The 22,930-nt window shown below is 66.4% G+C and carries 15 protein-coding genes; all 15 read right to left on the bottom strand.

Annotated elements, in window-relative coordinates; translation table 11 throughout:
• Positions 1–72: 72 nt before the first annotated feature.
• A complete protein-coding gene (locus JOE57_RS18385; protein WP_338041412.1) occupies positions 73–1,710 on the bottom strand; it encodes a GAP1-N2 domain-containing protein in 1,638 nt (545 codons plus the stop codon).
• A gap of 5 nt (positions 1,711–1,715) precedes the next feature.
• Complete coding sequence (locus JOE57_RS18380; protein ID WP_204920087.1) at positions 1,716–2,840, bottom strand: TRAFAC clade GTPase domain-containing protein; 1,125 nt, start codon at positions 2,838–2,840, stop codon at positions 1,716–1,718.
• On the bottom strand, positions 2,833–2,955 hold the full coding sequence (locus JOE57_RS19040; RefSeq protein WP_275588370.1) for a hypothetical protein: 123 nt from the start codon (positions 2,953–2,955) through the stop codon (positions 2,833–2,835). The genes JOE57_RS18380 and JOE57_RS19040 overlap by 8 nt, the downstream gene beginning before the upstream one ends.
• 1 nt (position 2,956) lies before the next feature.
• The gene (locus tag JOE57_RS18375) at positions 2,957–5,230 is read right to left on the bottom strand and encodes a serine/threonine protein kinase (RefSeq protein ID WP_204920086.1); all 2,274 of its coding nucleotides are present in this window, start codon (positions 5,228–5,230) and stop codon (positions 2,957–2,959) included.
• Positions 5,231–5,494: 264 nt separating this feature from the next.
• Positions 5,495–6,499, bottom strand: a complete 1,005-nt coding sequence (locus tag JOE57_RS18370) for a LacI family DNA-binding transcriptional regulator (protein WP_204920085.1) — start codon at positions 6,497–6,499, stop codon at positions 5,495–5,497.
• 73 nt (positions 6,500–6,572) lie between these two features.
• Positions 6,573–9,098: a GH116 family glycosyl-hydrolase gene (locus JOE57_RS18365; protein ID WP_204920084.1), complete on the bottom strand. Its 2,526-nt coding sequence runs from the start codon at positions 9,096–9,098 to the stop codon at positions 6,573–6,575.
• Positions 9,099–9,146: 48 nt separating this feature from the next.
• Positions 9,147–9,767, bottom strand: coding sequence for a hypothetical protein (locus JOE57_RS18360; protein ID WP_204920083.1), 621 nt, complete (start codon positions 9,765–9,767; stop codon positions 9,147–9,149).
• A gap of 47 nt (positions 9,768–9,814) precedes the next feature.
• A complete protein-coding gene (locus JOE57_RS18355; RefSeq protein WP_204920082.1) occupies positions 9,815–10,699 on the bottom strand; it encodes a carbohydrate ABC transporter permease in 885 nt (294 codons plus the stop codon).
• Complete coding sequence (locus tag JOE57_RS18350) at positions 10,696–11,559, bottom strand: carbohydrate ABC transporter permease (RefSeq protein ID WP_204920081.1); 864 nt, start codon at positions 11,557–11,559, stop codon at positions 10,696–10,698. Before JOE57_RS18350 ends, JOE57_RS18355 begins: the two co-directional genes overlap by 4 nt.
• A gap of 71 nt (positions 11,560–11,630) precedes the next feature.
• A complete protein-coding gene (locus JOE57_RS18345) occupies positions 11,631–12,935 on the bottom strand; it encodes an ABC transporter substrate-binding protein (protein ID WP_204920080.1) in 1,305 nt (434 codons plus the stop codon).
• Positions 12,936–13,289: 354 nt separating this feature from the next.
• Complete coding sequence (locus tag JOE57_RS18340; protein WP_204920079.1) at positions 13,290–14,927, bottom strand: hypothetical protein; 1,638 nt, start codon at positions 14,925–14,927, stop codon at positions 13,290–13,292.
• A complete protein-coding gene (locus tag JOE57_RS18335) occupies positions 14,924–17,500 on the bottom strand; it encodes a GH116 family glycosyl hydrolase (protein WP_204920078.1) in 2,577 nt (858 codons plus the stop codon). The genes JOE57_RS18340 and JOE57_RS18335 overlap by 4 nt, the downstream gene beginning before the upstream one ends.
• A gap of 428 nt (positions 17,501–17,928) precedes the next feature.
• On the bottom strand, positions 17,929–18,624 hold the full coding sequence (locus JOE57_RS18330; RefSeq protein WP_204920077.1) for a hypothetical protein: 696 nt from the start codon (positions 18,622–18,624) through the stop codon (positions 17,929–17,931).
• Positions 18,625–18,659: 35 nt separating this feature from the next.
• On the bottom strand, positions 18,660–21,902 hold the full coding sequence (locus tag JOE57_RS18325; protein ID WP_204920076.1) for an ATP-binding protein: 3,243 nt from the start codon (positions 21,900–21,902) through the stop codon (positions 18,660–18,662).
• On the bottom strand, positions 21,892–22,731 hold the full coding sequence (locus JOE57_RS18320; protein ID WP_204920075.1) for a hypothetical protein: 840 nt from the start codon (positions 22,729–22,731) through the stop codon (positions 21,892–21,894). The genes JOE57_RS18325 and JOE57_RS18320 overlap by 11 nt, the downstream gene beginning before the upstream one ends.
• Positions 22,732–22,930 lie beyond the last annotated feature (199 nt).

Genomic DNA, 22,930 nt, shown 5'->3' with positions numbered 1-22,930 from the left:
CCCGCGGTCACGTTCGGGAGCGTACCGCGGCTCGGTCAGACTCGCCATGACAAGAAAGCTGAAGCGCGAGCGTCAAGGACGCACGATCATGATCACGGCCAGGACCACCACAGCTACGCCGAGCACCCCGACGGCCAGCAGCAGGAACATCCGCTGCAGCCGCAGCATCCGCTGCTGGTGGGTCACCTCCAGCATGGCGCCACGGATCCCCTCTGGCCAGTCCAGTAGCGAAACCATCCTCGGCCATGCCGCGGCAAGGCGACGTCGCGCATCACGCTGCAAGGCAGCGCCATCCGAGGAGAACCATCGGCCCAAGAGGTAGGTTGCCGTCGCCGCCGACGCCTGGGCGAACACCCGCTCGCGACGCTCAGGGCTGGAGATGCTGGCTAACCGATGCCAGCTCTCCGACAAGGCGGCGCCCTGCTCGTCGGCCGCCACCACAGCCGCGGCGAGCTCCGCGTCAGAGGAGGCCTCGCCCAGTGCGGCCGAATTCTTGCAGGTGCGCTGTCCAGCGAAGAGGAGCTCGAGGCAGATCGCGCGCCACTCGGGCGACAGCGGCTCGGTCGCATCCAGGCTGGCCGCGACCGGACCGAGCAGGACCTGTGGGAGATCCGCGGGGCTCTGTTGTCGTAGGTGCTCCTCCAGGACCGCGGGCAGCCGATCCCCTGGCCACTGGACCGACAGCTCGGTGGCCAGGTCCAGCACCTGCTCTGGGGTCCCTGCGGCCGCGACCCAGCGGGCCGCCGCTGACCTCTTCGAGGGACTCCCGGTCACGCCGAGCTCGACGATCTCGTCCACGAGCTGTGGCCGGGCCGCCACGTCCCGTCGCACCACCGAGTCGCTGCTCAGGGTGGGCCGGACCAGCAGCTCCAGGGCCACCGCTGCACGGCCGCGTACGTCCGAGCGATCCCACCGGGTCGTGAGCGACGCATCAGGCACCGAGCCGACCGGCTGGGTCACGATCATGTACTGCTCCAGGACCGCCCTCCACTGATCCTCGGTCCACCCACGACGTTCCCACCACAGATCCTCCAGGACCGCACCCAACGCCACCGCCTCGTCGAAGATGGCCAGTTGGGGGACCACCGGAACCTCGGGCCGCCGCATGGCCTGCGCTGGGGTGACCGCGCCGTCGACCTCACAGCGGTTGACGAGGTCAGCCGGAAATTCGCGACACGCACGACCCAGGATGGCGTCGGCCTCGGCAAGATCCCAACAGGCGAAGCGAGATCCCGGTGCGGGGGTCACCGACCCGGGCGCTTCCACCCTGCTCACGGACTCGTCCCACTGGTCGGGCGCCTTGATCTCGACCAACTCGGCGGCTGGGTCAGGTGCGGCGTCGACGCAACGATCCAGCACGAAGGCACCGCCCCGCACCAGCGGGCCAAGGTCGAGCGCGCCCAGGGTCCCCGACGGGTCGAACAGGGCGTGCACCGCATAGTTCTCCGGCCGGCCGGCGCCGTCAGTTCCTACCGGGCGTTTCGCCACCAGCAGCGACCCACCACGCACCCGTCGGCAGGAGACGAAGATGGCGCCGTCGGCTGAGACCCGCCGAGCCTCGGTGGACAGGGTCGTGACGGCCTCGCGGAGCCCAGGTTCGTCCAGCAAGCCCTTCGGCCAGCCGCGTGACAACAAAATCGTGCCGAACCCGGCCCCGTTCCCGTCAAGTCGTCGTTCCGCCCACGTGAACCGGAGCTGTTCACAGCGCACCACAGTCACCGAAGGGCCTGCGTTCCATGGTTGGGGTCCAGCATGCCGGTACGGACCAACGAGGTGAGCAGCGGGTCGAGGACGCGTTGCGGACGCGGGTTGACGAACCGACCGGTGCCTGGGTCGGCAGGCCCACCGGTCGCCGAGACGAGGTGATAGCTCACAGTCGTGAACGTCTCCTCGATCCGGCGTGCGACGACACGACCGTCGTCGTTGCTGTCCATGAACCTGCGGATATAGGCGGAGTCCTGTTCGATCACCTCGAAAGCGCGGTGCAGGGTGAGTCCATCGCCATAGCGGAGATCGGCCCGGGCCTCCTTGAGGATGTTGAGCGACGACGGGTCGATGTCGTCCGACTTGCACAAGATCACCGCCGCATGGGCCAACGTCTTGCTGTGCTTCGCCGCCTCCAACGCCACCTGGATCAGCGCATGGGTGTCACTCCAGGACTGCCGCTGGTCCGGTCTGCGCTGCGGTCGCGACTTCGGCAGGTGCAACGCCTCGGGCGTGATGAAGAACATCATGACGTCGGCCGCGAAGAGGGCACGGTTGTGCTCACCGAGGTCGGCATAGTCGCTGTAGTCACCGGCAGTGTCGAAGAAGGACAAGTAGGCCTGGAGCTCGCCGTCCTTGTAGCCCTCGACCGTGATCGCCTCGCGCGGTGCCGCCGTCGTCGTCGCCGCCGGCGCCTCACCGAAGCGATAGAACGGCCCGAACCGTTCGGCGATGACGCGTCTGGCCGCCTCCGGTCGGCGGAAATCCAGGTATGGCATCAGCCGACCGCGTTCGAGCAGGTCCAGCAGCGAGGCGAGGAAGACCGACTTCCCGGCCGCTGCCTCCCCCACCAGCCCGATGGCCACCGAGCGCACGCCGAAGGCGTCATCGGGAACGACGTGACCGTTCGGGCACTCGCCATGGATCCCCTGCCTGAACCGCTCGGCCAGAGCAGCCCGATCCTTCTGGTGGATGTGCCGCGGGTCACCCGTCCAGATCGCCTTGGCCCATTCGGCCGGCCCCCGGTCGTAGACGATCACGGGCTGGGCCGTCTCCTCGCCGTTGCGGGTCCGATACCGCACCTGCTCCTGGTTGATCTTGGCGAGGCAGTTCGGACAGAAGTAGGTCCTAGCCATGAACGACCGCCACCACGAGGAAGATCACGAAGAACAGGCCGAAGGTCGCCGCGAACACCCTGATCCGGAGGCCGCCCTGGCTCACGGGCTTGGTTCGACGCCGAAGCTCAGCCATCTCAGCCACCTCCCAGCGGTCCGATGAGCGCGGAGACGACCGCACCGGTGATGATCCCGAAAGCGGACCCGAGCACGGCGCATCCCCCGACGATCAGGCGGTAGGTGTTCACCGGCAGCTCCGCGACCTGCTGCCTCAACTTTGCCGGGCCCCGCAGCACCCTTCTGGGGATGGTCACCGGGGCGACGCCAGTGACCGTCTCGAGCTTGGCTGTCGGGGCAGGCTGGTGCAGGTTGCGGGCGAGCTGGGCTGCCAGCGCGTTCCGGTACAACCGCCCCTGCGGATCCGCCGACAGGGAGGCGGCCACCAGATCTCGAAGCTGTTCCGGCAGCCGACGCAACTGCGCGGCTCGGCGGTCGTCGTCGGCGGCGGGGATCTCCCCGAGGGCGGCCTTCATCACGACGGCCCCCCACGAGTACACGTCGGTCTGGGTGCTGATGGCCCAATGGTCGATGAACTCCGGCGGGGCGTACTCCCGGGTGGCGAACACCGGGGCGGTGGCCTGGGTGTTCTCGAGCGGAAACGCACACCCGTAGTCGACGACCACCGGGCGCCGATGCGGTGCCAGGATGACATTGCTCGGCTTGATGTCGCAGTGGGCGATGGCGACGTCTTCCATCTCCTCCAGGGCACCGAGGAGCTCATAGGCGAACTTGAGGAGCTTGTCTCCCGCCAGGGGTCCCCGCTTGAGCAGGTGCGTCTCCAGGTCCTCGCCTTCGACGAAGCTCAACGCCAGGTAGGCGGCGGCCTCGCCTCGGCGTTCGGAGTGGTCGATGTAGTTGCTGAGCTGGTTGCAGTTGAGGACGCGCTGAGCGATCATCGACTCCCGCTCGAACGCAGCCCGGTGATCGCTCTGGGCGTCGTCTCGCAGGACCTTCAAGAAGCACATTCCACGGCCGTCCCGGGCGATGAATTTCTCGGTGGAGTCCTGGCCGCCGCGCACCCGCTGCAGCAGGGAGAACGGCCCGAAGCGTTCGGGGTCCCCCGGCTCGAGCGGCGTGAAGTCGCGTCCCGTGAGCAGGACAGTGGGGGTCAGAGCCCAAGCCTCTGAGCCGTCGTGGCGCGGGTGGTCGGCCGACGGGTGGGCGGTCGCAGGCGGCGTTGTGCCGTTCGTCTGTGTGGCTGGTCGCAACGTGTTCGACTCGGCCGGACGAGGCGCACGCCGAAACGCCACGGCCGGTTCAGACGCCGGGTCGGCACCCGCCCGGGCAGGGTCGGTCTGCACCGCCGTCGCAGCGGCGACGCGTGCGAGCTGCGTTGACGCTGACCGCAGCAGCGTGGCCGGTGGCCTGCCTGATGCGGTCGGCACCGTCGCCTCGTCGGCGCCGTCACGAGCCGGCACCGGGCGCGACCATGGCAACGGGACGTTCTCCCAGCCGGACTGTCCCTCCACAGGGATCCAGTGCCTCAGTAGAAACCGGCCGTCCGCGGTGACGGCTCCAACCTCTGCGCCACCGGCGGCGTCAGCACCCGCGCCGGAGAGGGCCCGGATGGTCCGCCCCAGCGGGGCAGGCAGTTGCTGCCGGCTCGGGAACCACGGCCCCCAGCCGCCAACGCCGGTTCGACTGCTGGTCACCTGCTGACCGCTGTCCAGCACCGCCAGACGCTGGCTCGCCGTCGGGCCGGTCCCCCAGGAGGCATGGGCGAGGATCCTCTGCCCAGACAGCGTCAGGTCCATGGCCGGTGGATGCCAACGACCGCCGCCGTCTCGGAGGACGCGGTGCAGGTGGCCCTCCGCGTCAAGGCAGAACAACTCGAGGCTGCCGTCGTCGGCGACCGCAGCGTCGAGCGATATCGCACCGGGAGTGAACCCGACCGGTCGCCACCGGTCCTGCCCATCCTGGAGCCGGACGACCAGCTCACCGCGATCGGTGAGCAGCGCTTTCTCGGCCCGCCCGGCCGACCCGATCCAGACCGCCAGGGCCGTCACCCGGGCGCCGCCCAGATCGACGCGTTCCGCGCGTGACTCGTGCCAACCCGTTCCTGAGCTCTCACCGGGACCGGAGTGGGTCCAGCCCATCAGCACGGCCTGACCGTCCACCTCGGTCACCACCAGAATCTGTTCGCCAGGGTCACGATCTGACAGACGGCTGGATCCGAGAGCCACAATGGCACCGTCCAGCTCGGACACTCTGGTCCACTGCTCCCGGTTGAAGGCATCAGGGAGCGGTCGGAACTCCATCAGCTGCCGGCCGCTGGCAATAACGACGGAGTTGCTGAGCAGGCAGGCGTGCAGCGACCCTGGAGTGGGTCCACCCTGCCCGTTGCCAGCCATAGCTCTCCTTCACTTGGGCGCCGACCAGGAACCGCCGCGCGACCTGTCGGCGTCGCAACCAGTCAGAAGAAGGGTAGGCCACGGCCCGACTCACTCCGGCGACGGTTGAGGCAACGATCGTATAAACGCCGCCCAGCCGCAGGTGACGGACGTGGATAGCCGAACGGCAGCCTGCGGTTGCTATGCGCCGCCTATGGGAGCCACTTGCTGCCACTCGACCAGAGGCCCGACTGTCACGAAGGCTCATCAGCCCCTGGCCCAGCCTCAGCGGGTCTTCCGGGCTTTGGGTCGTTGGCAGCTGCCGCGAACAATCAACGTCGTGCTCATGATCATCGTCTGAGGATCCTCCGGGCCCTCCTTCTTGATCCGCCGCGCCAACAACCGCGCCGCCTCCGCACCGATTTCGTACGCGGGTTGCGCGATCACCGAGAGCGGGGGTTCGACCACCGTCGCCCAGTCGGCGTCGTCGAAGCTGATCATGCCCACGTCACGGCCGATCTTCAGCCCCTGACGTTTCAGGCTGGTCATGACTCCCAGCGCGAGCATCGCGTCAACGGTCAGCAGTGAGTCTGGCGGATCCGCTGAGCCGAAGAGCTTGTTGATCACGTCGACGCCGCTGTCGGTGTGGAACGGCACATGTCGCACGATCGAGGGCAGCCCGTGACGACGTACGACGTCCTCGTACCCGAGCCGGCGCTGCTCGGTCGTGGCCGTATCGGCGGGTCGGGTGATACAGGCCGGCCGCTGCCAGCCCTGCCGCAACAGATGCTCGGTGGCCATCACCGCCCCCTCGAAGGACGCCGCCGTGACGAAGTCCACCGGTTGCGCCAGGCGACGGTCGACGATGACCAGCGGGATGTTCCCCGACTGCACACTGGACACGTCGGAGTCATCGGCGCGGGGCGCGAGAATGACCCCGGCCACCCGTTCCTGCGCGGCAACCTCGAGATAACGGTCCTGCTTGGTCTGGTCCTCGTCGGTATTGCACAGCAGCACCGAGAACCCCAGCTCCTGGGCCACATCCTCCACCCCCCGGGCCACCGCGGTGTAGAACGGGTTGTTGATGTCGGTGATGATCAACGCCCAGACCTGGGTGCCCTGCCGGCGCAGGTTTCGCGCCACCGCGTTCGGCCGGTAGCCCAGCTGCTGAGCCGCAGCGTGCACCCGAGCGGCCAGGACGGGATCCACCCGGGCGCTGTTGTTCAGGGCACGTGAGACGGTTGCAGCCGAGACGTTCGCCGCCAAGGCGACATCGCTGATCTTCACCATCTCTGCTCGCCCCGCTCCTCTCTGCTCGGGCGCCAGACTACCCGCGGCTGGACGGTCGGCCGGAGCCACTCCGTCACGGTCGGGCGGAGACAGAAGTCACTCTCCACGTGCTGCCGGTGGTCAGGAGCTCCGTTGAAGGAGAGTAGTGGAGGTCGCCGACTATGAGGGTCGCAACGGCGAGCGGTCCGCCGAGTACGTGCAGGAGGCCGACCGTCTCGGCATCGTCGCCGGGCTCCCAGGTGCCGAAGGTCGATCCTGTCGACCAGAACGCCCGCCCGGTCCTTGGACGATCTTCGATCCGCAGAGTTCGGGTCACCCCGGAGTAGGAGATCCCGTTCCAGGTCGCAAACGCCGACCAGCTGGCCATCGCCCGTGCGTAGTGATGGCCGCACTCGGCCTCGTCAAAGGGGTTTCGTTTGGCCCCGTCGTAGCGGTCTCGAATGGCGCGGATGATCTCGCGTCCCTCGTCGACCGCACCGATCTGCAGCAGGCCGGTCGCTGCGGTGTATTCGAATCCGGTCATCACCTCGTTGAAATAGGGAAACGGACGCCTCGGTCGCCGGTCCTCGTCGTAGCTGCACATCAGGACGCCGGCTTCGTTCCCCAGGACAAAGCTCCGCATGTGGTTGAAGTGGTGCGTGAAGTCGCCTCGGAAATTGCGCTCCCGCACGGCCAGCAGGGCCGAGTTCACCTGCCGGGGGTCGAGCAGCTCACCGAGACCTACCAGGGTCGCGGCATACTGCCCCACCAGCTGGTCAACCAGGCACCCGTCGGCCAGCTGCAGGTCGGGCTCGGCTGTATCGGCCGAGCCCATGCTCCGGTGACGAAGTCCGGGGAGAATGGCGTCGGCATCCGCCACCGGCCTGACCTCATGTCGGTAGTAGGACCCGTTGAACAAGTGCTCGTCCACCCACTCTGAGCCGCTGGTGAAGAGCTTGCGACAGTAGCTCGCGAACTCGGGATCGCCGGCCGCGGTGGCCAGCTCCTCAGCCGCCCGGAGCGCGGCCAAGTACCACGAACCCATCTGCGGGTTGGGGCCGTAGTACTCCACGTCCATCGTGTTGTGCTGGACGCCCTCCATCACCCCGTCCCGGTCGGCGTCCCAGCCTCCCGGCAACCAGCAGAACTCCAGCGTCCGGCGGGCGGCGGGCCACAGGTCGCGCAGCATACTGTCGTCACCGCTGAGGACCCAGTCCAGGTACAGATGCACCAGACAGGCCATCTGTCCGTCTGCGGCAGCCAGTTTCCAGCTCTGTGACAGCTCCAGCGGAAGTCCTGCTCGGAAGCTCATCAGTCCGGCTTCGTCGGTGCAGCGGGCGAACTGCGTGTATCTGAACGACCGGGCGATCGGGGCGAACAACAGCGAGGTCGCGAACTCGTAGCCCCAAACGTGGGTACAGGTCCCGTAGCAACTGCCCTCCCGGTCCCCGACCCCTTCCCAGCCGTAATAGTCACCCGCCGCCGTCTGGAAGACCGTGGGGCTGCGCAAGGTACTTAGGTTGAACAGCGCCGCCTCGCGGATCTCGGCGGGAGCATCGGTCTCCACCACGCTGCGGATGCAGTCCACCGTGGCCGCCTCGAGGTCGGCCAGTCGGTCTTTCACCTCAACAGCGGTCAGCCAGGAGTCGGGATGTGCCACGGCGTAGGCGTTGCCAACGATGGCGTCGCTGTACTCCCCGATGTTGATCCCGCCGTACTCCTCCGAGCGCCAGGCGCGCCGATGCGGGAAGGACCAGGTGAGGAGGAAGGTCAACTCAGTGCTTTCCCCCGCGGCCAGTGTGACCTGCCCGGCAATGGAGGCGGTCGGCCGTGCGGCCTCGCTGACCCGCTCGTCGAGCCGGCCATCCTCCAGCAGGTCATCCCAGAAGTCCAGCAGTGAGTTACCCCAGCTCAGGTCGGCCCAGCCGGTGCGATGACTGACCCGCACATTCTCTGGGGCCAGCACAGCCATCGTCATCTCGCCCGCTGCCTCGGCATGATGTGGGAGGCCCGGCGCAGTCATGGTGACACCGGCCAGTCCCGCGGCGGTTCGATAGGTGTTCTGGTTCTCGCCTGCCTGGTCCTCGGTGCCGTTCGCGCCCACGAAGTTGGTGAGGGAGAACGCGACAGTGGCCTGCACTGTTTCAGCTGACCGGTTGGTGAGCCGGTGCCGCAGCACGGCGACCGGCAGGCTGCTGGTCTCGACATCGCCGATCACCAAAGGGTTGAAACCCTGCAGTGTGACGGCAAGTGGAAAGTCATCGTCCTGCAGTCGCACCTGACCGAACGGGTAGGCCGCATCGAAGCTGCACGACCGGAACCGCGGCAGCCCGTGGTTGGGGGCGGGCGAACCGAACGCGCCCTCGTAGAGGCCCGTCGGCAGCGGGCCCTCAACGGCCATGGCCTGCGCCGGCTGACCCGCCGCCTGGGCGCGAACTGCGAAGAACGCCGTGGAAGGGCGGAACCCCTTGCCCGGACGATTGCCCAGTTCGAAGTCCCGTAGGTCTCCCCTGCCGCCCAACCCCAACGTTCCCGTGCCGATCCCACCGAGGGGCAGCGAGATGCGTTCCAGGTGCTGCGAGTCGTAGGAACGCAGCACGGGCCAGTCGATCGAGTTCATCGAAGTCCTCTCCAAAGACGGTGGGTAGAGATCCAAGCAGAGCGGAGGTTAGGCGAGCTGACTCCGGCTACGCGCGGTGGCGGCAGCCACCCCGGCCGCCCAGACCAGCGCCAGGGGCCCGGGAAGCAACAGGATCATGGCGAAACTCAGGTAGGCGCTGGCCCAGATGCCGAGAGACAGTGCCGACAACACCGCCAGGACCGGCACCGGGTTCCGGGCAGCGATGAAGAACGCGACCAGCCATCCCTCGATCAGCCGCGGTGAAGTCCGCACGAAGAGCGGCAACGCGACCACCGCCGTGTAGACCGCAACCGTGCTGAGTGCCCCACCCAGGCCGACCGAGACGAGCATCCAGGTCTGTCCGCTCAACAGCCAGAGCTTCAGAGCGACCAGAGTGAGCAGGACGGTCACCATCGGTGCAGCAGTCACCTTGACCGCGGGCAGGTAGGCGACCTTCAGACCATGAAGCAGCTCAGCCAGGCCGAAACGCTCGTCCACGAGCAGACCCTCGCATCCGCACAGCAGCGCCGCGAACACGGGCACGACGACCAGCCCGAGGCCGATCAGCGTGACCCAACCGAGTTGGGGGGACAGCGCGCGGATCAGTGACCACCCGAGCGCCACGATGAGCGATCCGCAGACGAGCACGGGCAGATTGGGCCAGACCACTCGGGCTGCTCTGCGCAGCGGATCTGCTGAGCCGTGGGCGAGGCCGTTCACCCTCGGATGCCGATCGAGGCGACGCTCTCGACGAATGCCCGCTGGAAAGCCACGAAGACGATCAGCATGGGCAACACCACGATCGTGATGCCGGCGAACACCACGACCGCAGGCCCGCCGCCCTGGCCGGCAGAGAGCGAGACGAGGCCGATCGGCAGGGTCATCTTCTCCGGGCTGGTCAGGAAGATCAGCGGTCCGAAGTAGTTGTTCCAGGACGCTTCAAAGCCCAGGATGGCGAGTGCCGACAGGGCCGGACCGGCCAGCGGGATCATGATCTGGAACAGGATGCGGAGATGGCCTGCACCGTCTATCCGTGCCGCCTCATCCAGGTCACGCGGGATGGTGTTGAAGTACTGCCGCAGGAAGAAGATCGCGAACACGTTGATCAGTGCCGGCAGCCAGAGGGCCGTGAGATGGTCGATCAAGCCAAGCTTCCGCATCAGGATGAAGGTCGGGATGATGGTCAGCTGGGTGGGCACCATGAGCGCGGTGAGCAGCACGACGAAGACGGACTCTCGACCGCGGAAGGGGATCCGGGAGAAGGCGTAGGCGGCCAACGAGGCGGTGAACAACGAGCCCAACACCGAGATGGCGGTGACGATCAGGCTGTTCAGCGCCATTCGGCCTAACGGGATCAGATCGAACACATCCCCGAAGTTCTGCAGGCTGAACGGAATCGGCAGCCATGCGGGTGGCAGCTGGAAGGCCTCGCGGGGATCGATGAGACTCGTGGAGATCAGCCAGATCAGAGGCGCGATCATCAGGATGCCGATCACGAACAGGATCAGGCTGGTGACGAAGCGACCTGCGCGGAACCGCCTCCGACGCCGCTGGGGCGGCGACTGGACAGCGGACCGGTCGCCCGCAGTTGTTGCACTCATGCGTGATGCACCCACTTCCGTGAACCCCAGAACTGCAACAGGGTGACCAGCATGATCACCGCGAACACCACCAGGGCGATAGCTGACGCGTACCCGATCTGGAAAGCCTGGAAGCCCGTCTGGTAGAGGTACATCACGGCTGAGATGGTGGAGTCATTCGGCCCACCGCCGGTGATGATCTGGATCGGGTCGAAGATCTGGAACGCTCCGATGAAGGTGATCACCGAGGCGAAGAACATCGTCGGCGTCATCAGCGGCAGGGTGACGAAGAAGAACGTCTGCACCCGACTCGCCCCGTCGACCCGAGCCGCCTCCGTCATCTCGTTGGGGACGGTCTGCAAGCCAGCGAGCATGATCAAGAATGTGTAGCCGATGGTGTGCCAGAAGTCGATTCCTATGATCGACGGCAAGGCCCAGGACGGGTCGGTGAACCAACCTGGAGCCGTGATTCCGACCAGGCCCAGGTAATAGCTCAGGATGCCGAAGCTCGGATCCAGCACATATTTCCACAGCAGCGCAACAGCGGCCCAGGAGATCAGGAAGGGGAAGAACAGGGCGGTCCGGACGAAATAGGACAGCAGCCTGTTCAGCCCGCGGTTGACCGCGACAGCGAGCAACAGGCCACCAATCAGGTGGGTGACCACCGACGCGAAGGCAAACGCGAACGTGTTGCCCAGTGCCTTCAGGAGCAGGTCATCCGAGCCCAGGGCGCGAAAGTTCTTCAGTCCCACGAACTTGGCCGGCGTGAGCAGATCATAGGAGTAGAGACTCAGCACCATCGCCGCAATGAACGGCCCCAGGATGAAGATCAGGAACAGCAACAACGCCGGGCTGATGAACAACCATCCGGGCAGTGGCATGTTGCGACCCGAGGAGCTGCGCCGTGACCGTTCCCGCGCAGCCCCCCTCACACGGGTCGCCGTCAGTGCGGTCACGCCAACAGGTCCTGCAGCTTGGCGTTGGCCTCCGACAGGGCTGCCTGCGGAGTCTTCGTGCCACTGATGCCCTGCAGCCACGCCTCCTCGATCGCCTTCTGACACTCGGCACCTCGGTTGGGCGCGGGGATCGGGGTGGCGACCTTCAACAACTCGTACAGGAGCTGCGTGTTCTTTGGCGCATTCTGGAGAAATGCGTCTCCGGTCGCGTCCGAGATGCGGCCCGGCACGGCACCGCCGCCGCCGGTGGTGATGGTGTCTCCGAACTGCTCCGAGATCAGATAGGTGATCAGGGTCCAGGCCGCGTCCTTGTTCTTGGAGCCCTTGAGGATCGGCCAGGCGTCCCAGCCGACCGGGGAACCCGGTGTCGCCTTTGTCGGCCACTTGACCAGCTGGACGCCGTCGATGGCCTTGAGCCGACGCAGGTCGTTGGTCGGCCATCGACCACCACCGAACGAGGCCAGCTTGCCCCGGGACATCTGGGTGGGGGCGTCGAAGGTTCCGCCCGGTTTCGGAGCCAGACCATCCACCACGAGCGAACGAGCGTAGGTCAGTGCCTCGACCGCTTGGGGGCTGTCGTAGGTGGCCTGGGTCCAGTCCGCGTTGAACGTGCTGGCGCCGTTGTTGAGCAGCCACGGCATGACGTCGGTGAAGTAGCCATTGCCGGCACCGGTCAGGAAGGCACCGGTCTTGTCCTTGATCGTCCGCCCCACCTGGCGGAACTCGTCCCAGGTCCAGGCCTCGGTCGGAACCTCCACACCGGCGGCCGAGAGGACCTTGCCGCTGACATAGAGGGCCATCGTGTTGTAGCCACCGGGCAGGTAGTACGTCTTGCCGTCCGGGGAGGCGTACTTCCCCAGCCATTCCTTCAGCTGCGGTGGCGTGTCCTTGTAGTAGGCGTCGACAGCGGACTGGTCCTTCTTGATGTAGTCGTCCAGCGGCTCCAGAAGTCCCTTGGAGGCGAAGATGCGCTGGCCCTCGGTGGCGATCTGCACCACGTCCAGGGGCTGACCGCCGGCCAGCCTGGTGGAGACGGCGTTGGCGAAATCCGCCCATGACTTGGCGGCAATGCCCTGCGCCTTCAGGGTGATCTCCGGGTGTTCGGCCCGGAACTTGGTGAAGAGCTTGTCGTAGTCCTTCTGGCTCTCGGCATCGCCGTAGTAGACGAACGTCACCGTTCCGCCGGCCTTGCCGCCGGATCCGCTCGCACCCTCGTCACCGCCGCAACCGGCCAGCGGCAGGCCAACGGCCGGGATCAGAGCTGCTCCCCCGACTCCTGCCAGGAAATTCCGCCGGCTCAAGTGCTGCCTGAGCAGGCCCTGAACCCCTTCGTCTGATCCAGCTGATGTGAACTTCCCGCGCCTGCTCATTCGAGCCCCCTTTGGCTTGAAATCGATTACCATGATTGAACCCTTTGCCGATCAATGCGTCAACCCCTCAGAGTGATCCGAGGAGATCTTTTTCTCTTCCGGGCTGCTCCAGACCCGAAGGTGCGTGCAGTGCCTTACCTGTCAAATCCCTTGTCTAACGGCTAATCCTCGGGGACGTCCTGCCTCGGGCCTGAAACCCAGAGGGACTTTGTCGCCCGACTCGCTGCCCGGCTCGCTTGAGGAGAACGATTACTCGAGCCGACCAGCGCCTTTCACCGAGGCGGCTCAGAGGCTCACGTCGCCGCATAGATGTACCTGCAGTCCGAGCCGCTCGAACAGCGCCGCTTTGGCCAGTGCCGCCCTGTCGGCCGACTCCGCATCGGTGCCGTACGCCACCTGGACGTGGTTGGCCTTGTGACGAGCCATCAGCTGATCCCGGCCCACTCCATGAAGCACCGCGTGCATGATCGGCCATTGCGGGTCAGTGGCGTCCAGCCGGCGCTGGGTCTCCTCCGGCGGAAGCTCCGCGACATGGCCACGCCCGAGGTCAACGTGCAGTGCGCCATCGAGGATGAAGACCCGTGACCAGACGATCTCTCCCGGCCTGGAACAGCCCGAGAGTGTGCCGCCGCCGAGGGGGAAGAACATGGGCGGCTGCCGCATGCTGTAGGAGTGGTCATACCCGCCGTTATGGCTGGCCGGAACCGAGCCGGAGATCTCGAAGACCCAGACGAACTCGCCGTCGTATTCCTCTCCCCAACGCACGTCGTGCAACGTGGTCGCCGGGTCCAGCCCCATCGCCGTCCACAGCCGGTTGGTGATCAACGCGTCGACCGCGACACACTCGTCGACCTCGTTGAAGTGCGGCAGCGCCCGTCCGTCGTAGAGCACCCGAGAGCCGTCTCGACTGGTCACCGGGGGGCGTTCCACATTGTTGAGGAGGCCCTCGACGAGATCGCTGGCCGGCACCGTGTCCTTCAACCCCTGCTGGTACTGGATCCCGACCGCGTCGACACCGAAGTCGTCACTGATCCGCATCGCTGCGATGTACATCTTGAACTGCGAGTGCACCTGGTCCGGGGTGAGGTCGATCTGCGGATCGCTGCCGAAGCGGAACTCCAGGCCCGCCGCTTCCAGCCACTCCCCGATCGCCTCGGCCTCGGAGTCGCTCACGCGGTTCATCTCGGCCACCAGCGCACTCTGCGACAGCCGCTCCTTGTAGATGCCGAGCGGGTTGAGCAGCTCGTCATCGATGATCGCGTTGTACATCCCCATGCAGCCCTCGTCGAAGACTCCGATGATGGCCTTGTCTCGCCTCAGCTGGTCGGCGATCGCGCGACCGAGCTGGACCTCCAGGCTGCTGCCGTCCAGAGCAGGCAGATCGCGCACGTGTCCGAGGTCATGGTCGATGCTGCCGGTCTTCAGCCATTCGTGCAGCTTGTCGATCGCCCATGCATCGGTGAAGTCCTCGCTCCACAAGGGAGAATAGGGCACTCCTGCCTTCGTCAAGCTGCCCATCAGGTTCAGCAGTCCGACCAGACCCGGAAACTGGCCCGCCCAGTTCGCGACCAGCAGAATCGGCCCACGATGCGTCCGCAACCCGGGCAGCAGGTGATGGCTGTACTGCCAGACGGCCTCGACCACCACCAGCGGCGCGTCCGGAGGGATGTCGCGAAAGACCTCGATGCCGCGACGCTGGCTGTCGATGAACCCGTGCCCGGTGCCGTGGTCGACCTGGTGGGCACGCTCGACCTGCCAACCCAGCTGAACGGCGGCCGCAGTGAAGTCGGCCTCGAGTTGTTGTTGGGTCGGCCAGCACTTGGTGTTCGCCGACAATCTCAAGTCGCCGTTGGCCACCAGGTAGAGCGTGTTCGGCTCGGCGCTCGCGACCGGTGGCTCGGTGGGAAAGAGATAGGTCGTCACCGCTGCTCTCCTTGCCCGGTGGACTGCCGTGGCGCGTTCGACGGTTCCGACGTCAGCTGGATCGTCTGCCCAGCCACTAGCCGAGTCGGGCCGTCGAGGGTGAAGCGGGCACCGCCCGGGTGCACGAGGTCAACGTCCTCCAGCTCCAGCTCACCCCAGAGAAGCCGCAGGGTTGCGACGTCGGGCCGGATCTCGGCCTCGCCCCACCCTGACGCGGTGGACACGAACACCCGGGCTGTCTCGCCCTGGCTGGCCGCAGCGACCGGCGCCAGTCGGAGGGACCGACTGCGGGCGTCCCATTGCGCCCCGGACAGAGCGATGAGGGCTCCCCAGCTGGCCATGGAGCGGGCGTAGTGGTTGCCGCACTCGGCCTCGTTCCAGGGGTTGCGGCGGATCCCGTCATGGCGCTCCCGAACCGCGCGGACGATCTCCAGACCCTCATCCACCAGGCCCTCATAGATCAGGTGAGTGGCCACCTGGTACTCGATACCGCTCCAGACCTCGTCGCTGTAGACGAACGGGATGCGGGGCCGGCCGCTGTGCGGCCAGGTGCACAGCACCAGACCACGATCGTCATTGAGGGCATAGGTGCGCTGCACGCTTGCGTAGTCGGTGAAGTCGCTCCGGAAGTTGTGACGATAGATGGCGCCGGCGGCGCTGCGGACATGGTCAGGAGGCAGCACGTAGCCGAGGCCGGTGAGGTGCGCCAGGGTCTGGCCGAGCAGCTGGTCGGACAGGCAGCCGGTGCCGTACTGGTAGCGATGCTCATCGACGTCGGCAAGGCGCTGGTCGTAGTACTCGCCGTTGTACAGCATCTCGTCCATCCGCGCCGCTCCGATGTCCGCTGCCTCGGCATACCGCTTCGCGGTCTCGGTCTCTCCGACCGCTTCAGCCATCTCCGCGGCGGCCCGTAGCGCGGCGAAGAACATGGAGTTGGCCAGCGAGTTCTCGCCGTAGAACTCGATGTCGTAGGTGTTGTGCTGCTGGCTGTCCAGGACGTTGTCGCCATTGGAGTCCCAGGCGACGAAGGCGAAGTCCATCGCCCGCTTGGCGCCTGGCCACAGCTCGGCCAGGAAGCCGTCGTCGCCGCAGAAGCGCCACTCCCGGTAGAGCCGCACCACGGTGCCCATCTGCCCGTCGACGGCGGGGTGGAACTCGTGCGGCTCATTGCCGAACACCGAATTGGTGCGGAACCGCATCCGTCCGTCCGGCAGCGTCTCGTGGAGGAACTCGGTGCGCCGAGCACTGCGCTCCAGGACCGGAAAGAGGTGGGCGACAGTCTGCGCGTAGTTCCACACGTGCGTGCAGGTCCCTTCGCAGCTGCCCGCGTGATCGAAGCTTCCCTCCCAGGCGGCGAAGCAACCCTCCTCGCTGCCGTCGTCGAGCAGCAGGCAGGTCGTGCTGCGCAAGACCACCAGGGTCGCCGACACGGCGTCCACCAGCTCACGCGGCAACGTGGACCCGAACAGAACGTCGTGGAACGCTCGGGTCGCACCTTCCAGCTCGCCGAGCCGACCGTGCAGGTGTTCGGCGACCGCCCACGCATCACCGAACCTGGTTGCGTAGTGGTTGAGGACGATCTCGTCGGCATGCGTGTTCGGTAGCCCGACCATGCCGTTCCAGGCCTTCGATCGGTTCGGCGTATGCCAGGTCAGAAAGAACTCGAACGTCCTCGTCTCCCCGGGCGCGAGGTCGGCGACGATTCCGAGGCTGCCGGTACGCAACTTCGGCAACCGATCCAACGAACGGCCAAGCTCCGAGCCCCCTTCCAGGGTGAACGGATGGTCGCCCAACAGGCCGTCGCTGGTCAGATCGTCCCAGAACAGCTGCACGCCGTCCTGCCAGAAGTCGACTGCCCACTGCTCCGTCAGGGTGGTGCTGGGATCGGCGGTGGTGAGGCTCGCCGAACCGTACAGCAGGTGATCGGTGGGCAGGTCGGTCCCGAACTCCAGCCCTGTCAGCCCACCAGTTGTCCGCCGACGTACGGTCGGATTCCCCTCAAAGACGGGAAACTGGAACACGTTGTGGTCCACGATCCCCACCGGCGAGGACATGGAACCGGCCACGGTGACCTTGACGCCAGTGGCCAGCGGGTTGAACACGGTATACCGCAAGACCGCGCCAGGCAGTCCGGACGCCTGCACGTCCAGCGGAACGAGTGGAGTGAAGGCGTCCAGCCGCACCTGGACCGGAAGCACATCGTCAACGAAGTCAATGCCCAGCATTGGGTACTCACCGCGCATCGTGCTGGTGCGCAGCCGGGGCAGCCCGGCCACCTTGCCGATGTGATGCCCCGAGTCGCCCTCGTGCGGCGGCTGGATGCGCGACTCCAGGACGCGAGTCACAGCCGCCCCGCCGTGCGGCTGGGCGCGGATGGCGAAGAAGGTGAACGGCAACCAATGACCCTTGTCGGGATGGTTCGCGATCTCCCAGTCGCGAAACTCGCCGCGGGAACCGATCGAGACAGTTCCGGTGCCGATACCGCCCAGCGGAAACGCAGCGACCGTGGCCTCGGGGCCATAGCTACGTGCTGCCGGCCAGGCGCTGCTGGATGTGGACTCAACCGCAGCCATGGCGGTCCCCCTTCACACGTCGTGGTGGATGGTGATGGATCACGGCCGACGGGGATGGTGTGCAGCCCCGGCGGCCCGTCGGCTCGTGCCCGTTCCCGGCTTTCCGCCGGGTCGAGCCTGCCGACGTCCCTTACCGTGACAGAAATCGATTTCAAGCGCAAGACCCAATTTTTGACCGGGCTGCGCCTTCGAGAGTAGGACTGTTGTCGCTGGAGTGAGGAATCGATTGCGGCAGCCCTTCGACAGGCTCAGGGCGCGGAGGGACGGCTCTGGGCACGCCTCTTCGACAGGCTCAGGGCGCGCTGGGACGGCTCTGGGCACGCCCCTTCGACAGGCTCAGGGCACGCCCTTCGACAGGCTCAGGGCGCGCCAGTCAGCCCCTTCGACAAGCTCAGGGCGAGGGGGCTGCTCAGGGCGCGGCGGACGGGTCAGGGCATCATGCGCTGTGCACGCGCGTTGGCGCGCTGCTGTTCCTGCCTGGCCTTCTCCTCCCAGGCACGCCTGCTCTTGGCCATTTCGTCGCCAAGGGTCTTCATTCCCGCATGGCTGCCGACCTTCCGCTCCTCCGGCGAGCTTCCGATGCGGAGGGAGGCGCCGATGGCCCCTACGGTCAGCGCGACTCCCTCGTCGTACTGCTGCTGCACCTGGCGGGTGTTCTCCACGGCCAGCGTCCGGAACCAGTCGTTCTTGTCCGATGAAAGTGCGGAGTTAATCTTGTCCTTGATCAGTTGTTCATTGAGCGGCTCACCATTCTGGATCGAACGATTGTCCGGCTTGGCGAGGTCGACCTGCAGCACACTCAACGCGTGTCGAGCCCCCAGCGCCTTGGCCTCTTTCGCATTGGCGTCCTGGGTCTCACCGATGGCCTTCGCCACCTCATAGCCCTGATGGATCCCGTAGGTCGCCGCACCGAGAAGACCGGCCGTTGCGCTCTCGAGCGCGTACTCCCCGGCGTGGCCGAGCGCCTCCGCTATCAGGGCGTTGACGTGCACTGTCGTGTCGACGGTGGATTCGCGACCCGGTACGTCGGCACCGTGCACGGCACGTCGTGCCTCCTCCAGGCGACGACGCTGCTCCCGCCGAAGTTCCTTGAGGTGCTCGCCCGAAGTCCGCTTCTTGTCCAATGGTCCTCCCATGATGCCTTTCCTCCTAGTCGGGTTCAGCGCTGCTGAGGCGGTGTCTGGTCCGGCGCCGGCTCGTGGTCGAGCCCAAGGACGGATCGGGTCAGCCAGTCCCGGGTCCGCGACGGCCACTGCGACGGGTCGTGGTTGGTCTTCTGAATCAGGTAACACAGCGCCGCCCGGCGCAGCTCTCGCCGATCACCGGCATTCTGGTGCTCTTTCGGCTGCGACAGCACGCGCAACGCCGCTCCCTCACAGGCAGCGGTGATCAACTGTGGATCGTTCCCGGCCTCGACGAAATCCGCCTCCAATTCCTCATCCGCCAGCAGGGCGCGAATCCCGGACCGGTACAGGCAGATCGGCGGTTGGCCACAGACCTGGTCGCAGAAGGCATAGGGGGGCGCCGCCAACTCCGACGCAGCCCGGAAGGTGCGGCAGAACTCACCCAGGGAAGCGACCTGCTGCAACGAGAGGTTGACTCCAGCCACCAGCTCCGCACCCACAGGCAGGATGAGCTCGAGCATCGATTCGACCTCTGCGTACGACCAGCCATTGGTGGCGCCGACATCATCCAGCAGGCGGTGCAGGGCATGGGTGACGATGCAGAAGGCATAGGACCCGTCACGCTGCTCCCCGCCCACCTCTGAGCGGATCGCTTGCAGCACCTCGAGGATCAGGTCCTTCGTCACCGCCGCAGTTGCCGTTTCGTCACGCTCTGCACTTGCCGCGACGGCGCCGAGCACCGTCCTGGTGATCGCCTCCACCACCGACTGGCGTTCCGCCACCTGCCGTGCCTCGACGCACCAGGCTGCCGCGGGGGCGCAGTAGACCGCACAGGTGCGATAGCTGCGGAACAGGTCGACGAGGCCGGCATTGCGCCGGAACTCCTCCCACTGGGCGCGGATGTCGACCGCCGGTAAGGCACGCCCCTGGACCGGCCACACCCTGATCAAGATCGCACGATCGTCGCCGTAGGGACCGCCACCGTGCACGACCGCCTCCAGCGGAGCCAACGTGACCAGCTGACCCAGCTGTGCCTGGTCGAGGTTCATCGACGCACCCACTGCCGCCCGATCATCGCCGGCCACCAGCCGAAGTACGATCTTGAGCGCCGTGTTCTTGATCACCTCCGGGGCCAGCTTGGTAGGGATCTGCTCGGCGATCACGAACCCCTCCCCGTACGCCCGGATCTCCGAAAGCATATTGACGAAGGTGTCGACGGCTTTGCCCCGCGGATCTCCGGCTTCGGGATCACGCGCTGTGGACACGTTGGCCAGCAGACGGTGCGCCTCCTCGATCACAGTAAGGTGGCCGAGCGATCCTGACCTCTGAAGTGTGCCCGCCTGATAGGCCTCGTAGATGGAGATCAGGATGAGTCCCATCACGAAAGCCTTGTCGTCATCGTCGCCGATCCCCTCCAGCTCGAGCACAGTGCAGTCGTGAAACAGCGTCTCGATCGGGATCGACGTGGCGGTGTCCAGCATCCGGCCCTTCGCTCCAACCCGCAGACTGTCCAGGCGCGTCAGCAACGCCGTCCTGATGTTGGCCGCGATCTCCGGTTCGTAGCCGAGCTGGGGCACCAACATATCGATCTTGTGGTGCAGGTCGCTCAGCGTGGGGTGCGCCCGCGGGTGCCAGCCATCATGGTCCAGGCCGGCACGCACGTTGTCATTCGCAACGGCGTTCCAGCCCTTGTCTTGGTAGATCTCGTGAATCGCTCGCTCGAGCACCTGAGGCAGCGGTGACCACATGCCGAAGGTTGCGTTGAAAACCGACTTCAGCAGGTTGATGTGGGTGCTGACACTCACTCCCCGACGGATTTCGAACGGGTTCAGGCGGAACGGAGCCGAGCCAGCGTGCTCCTCACCCACAGTGAAAACGTGCAATGGGCGGTTGGGAGGGAGGATTCCGGCCAGCCGACGATACTCACGCTTGGCAGGTTCGACAGCGAGAAACGGCACCGGTGGCGTCTGCTGCTGCAACTCGGTGAGCAGGCGGAAGATCGTCTGCGTCTTCCCGCTGCCAGTGATGCCGACCACCAGGGCGTGCTTCGTGAGATCGTCCAGGTGTACCCGATAGGCGGTCTGCGTCGGGCGGCCCAGATTCAAGATCTCGCCGACGACGACTCCAGGCAGGCGTGCGGGCAGGTGGGAGGTGACGTCGAAGCTGGCCATGTCGCGGATGAAGAAGCCGGGCACCTCACGTCTGGGGAGGTGAACGAGGGCGGACAGCTGTGCTGAGGGCACCATGGTCTCGTAACGATGCGGCTGCCAACCGGCAATGGAGAACGGCCCCGGTCCGCTGGACCGTAGCTGCTGGATGGGACTGAAGCTGGCCGCCTTGCGACCGGCTCCCGGCGCGTCCAGGACCCTGATCCGGTCGATCCGTGCATTGTCGCCGCTGAACACCGACCGTACGAGGGCCTTGGCTCGTTGGTAGGTGGGCCGATCGCCGCCGCACAGGTAGGTCTGTGTCCACCAGGCGCCCTCGTACTGGCAGGCTTCGAGAAGTTGGTCCTGCAGCCCGAGGAGCTCGTGGTACATCGCGGCAATCGACTGGCCGCCCCGCTCCCGTCTCCCCCGCAGCTCCTCCTCCTGCTCGACCCGCAGCTGCTCACCCAGCAGCGCCATCCGCATCGCGCTCAGTGCCGAGTCGCTGATCGGGGTAGCCAGCACCAGATAGAGCCAGTTGGCGCCGTACAGCCCCCGGATCACTCGATCGATCTGGGCCTCCGCCTCGGCCGGGTCGGCAGCCTTGACGGTCGGCAGACCGGTGACCACGCCGATATGCTCGCTCTGGTCGAGAAAGGTGCGCATCTCCTGCAGCTGAGCGGCCAGTGAACGGTGATCATCGATGTTGCGTTCGGTCGGTGCTGCGGGCCACAGCTCGCCACCTGGGAACTGGCTTTCGAACAGGGCCTGCATCCCCTCCCCGTCACGCTGGTCATCGGTTCCCAGGTACAACCGCACCGCCCGCGGTGTTCCCCGGATGGCGAAGTAGACGGGCATGTCCTGCCCGTGACAACCCGCCAGCAGGTCCTCGGTCGGATAGGCGGACTCGCCGGACCGCTGGCTGGGCGCCCGGCTGATACTCGACACCTGTCGCAGCCAGACCGGCAGCGCCGCGGACACGTCGAATGCGGTTTCGCGCGCCGCAGCGATCTCCCAGGGCGGGATCACCAGACCCTGGTCGTCGAGTTCGGCGCGTTGGAGGTAGCGAATGCTGTCCGCATAGCGTTGCGCTCCGGCACGTTCCTCGTCATAGCGCTGATCAGGCGACACGCGTCGGCCCCTTCACCGTCAGGGCCGCGCCACCAGCGCTGTGATTGATGACCTCCCGGGCGTGCAGCGTTCCGGCCCTCATCCGTCCGACCACCACCACCCGGTCACCGTCTTGAAGCGACCCGGTGATCTCACGAGCACGAATCTCGATCGGGACGGCGGGGATCAAGCCGCCATGCTCGTCCCGTCGCGCCTGCACCCATTCGGCGTCGGTGGGCTGTACGCGGAACGTGTACACCTGGAGCGTCCGTCCATCGGCGTAGCGGGTGTCGACGACGCGATCAGGTGGCTGCCAATCCGTCACTCGGCCAACGACCCGTGTCTGTCCAACCCCCAGCCCGGTCTCGTCAAGCACAGTGAGGTTCCACACCTCCGAGGCCTTGATCGCTCCCCTCTTGGGTCGACCGATGACCGCCACCGGGCAGCCTTCGTCGATCTCGTCGCCATGGACGCGGGTCGCGTGATAGGTCACCTCGACCCTGGGGAGCAGAAAGCCGGAGCGATCACGTTGCGGCTGCCAGGACCGATCACAGAGCTGGAGATCGAAGACCCAGCGCGCCTCTTCCTTCGGATCGGCGCCACCGTCACCTCGACGGAGCTGGATGACGGTGCCGACTGTCGCCGGACGAGACCAGCGGTGAAGAAAGGGATAGAGGCCGAGGCTGAACACGACCGCGAAAACGATCAGGTACTCGGCCACCACGTCCGCGTCGAGCATGGCCCTGGATCCGGGCACGAAGACGTACATCACGAACGCGAGCACAGCGACCACCAGCGAGTAGGACACCCAGGCTCGAATCCGCGGACCTCGTCCGCGGGGGATCGGCATGGCTCTGAGCGGCGGCACTGGCAACGGGGGTGGCTGCGGCCCCGGCAGGACAGGCGCTGCAGACTGGCCTACCCGGAGCGGACGCGCGACGGGTCCCACCAATGGTGCACCGCAGCTGTCACAGAAGGCGGCGTCGTCCCGGTTCGCGGCTTTGCAGCGTCGACATTGCAGTGGCATGACATCCCCTGAGCGTCATGAT

The organism is Microlunatus panaciterrae, from assembly GCF_016907535.1.
Lineage (GTDB): Bacteria > Actinomycetota > Actinomycetes > Propionibacteriales > Propionibacteriaceae > Microlunatus > Microlunatus panaciterrae.
This window is presented reverse-complemented; position numbering and strand designations above follow the sequence as displayed.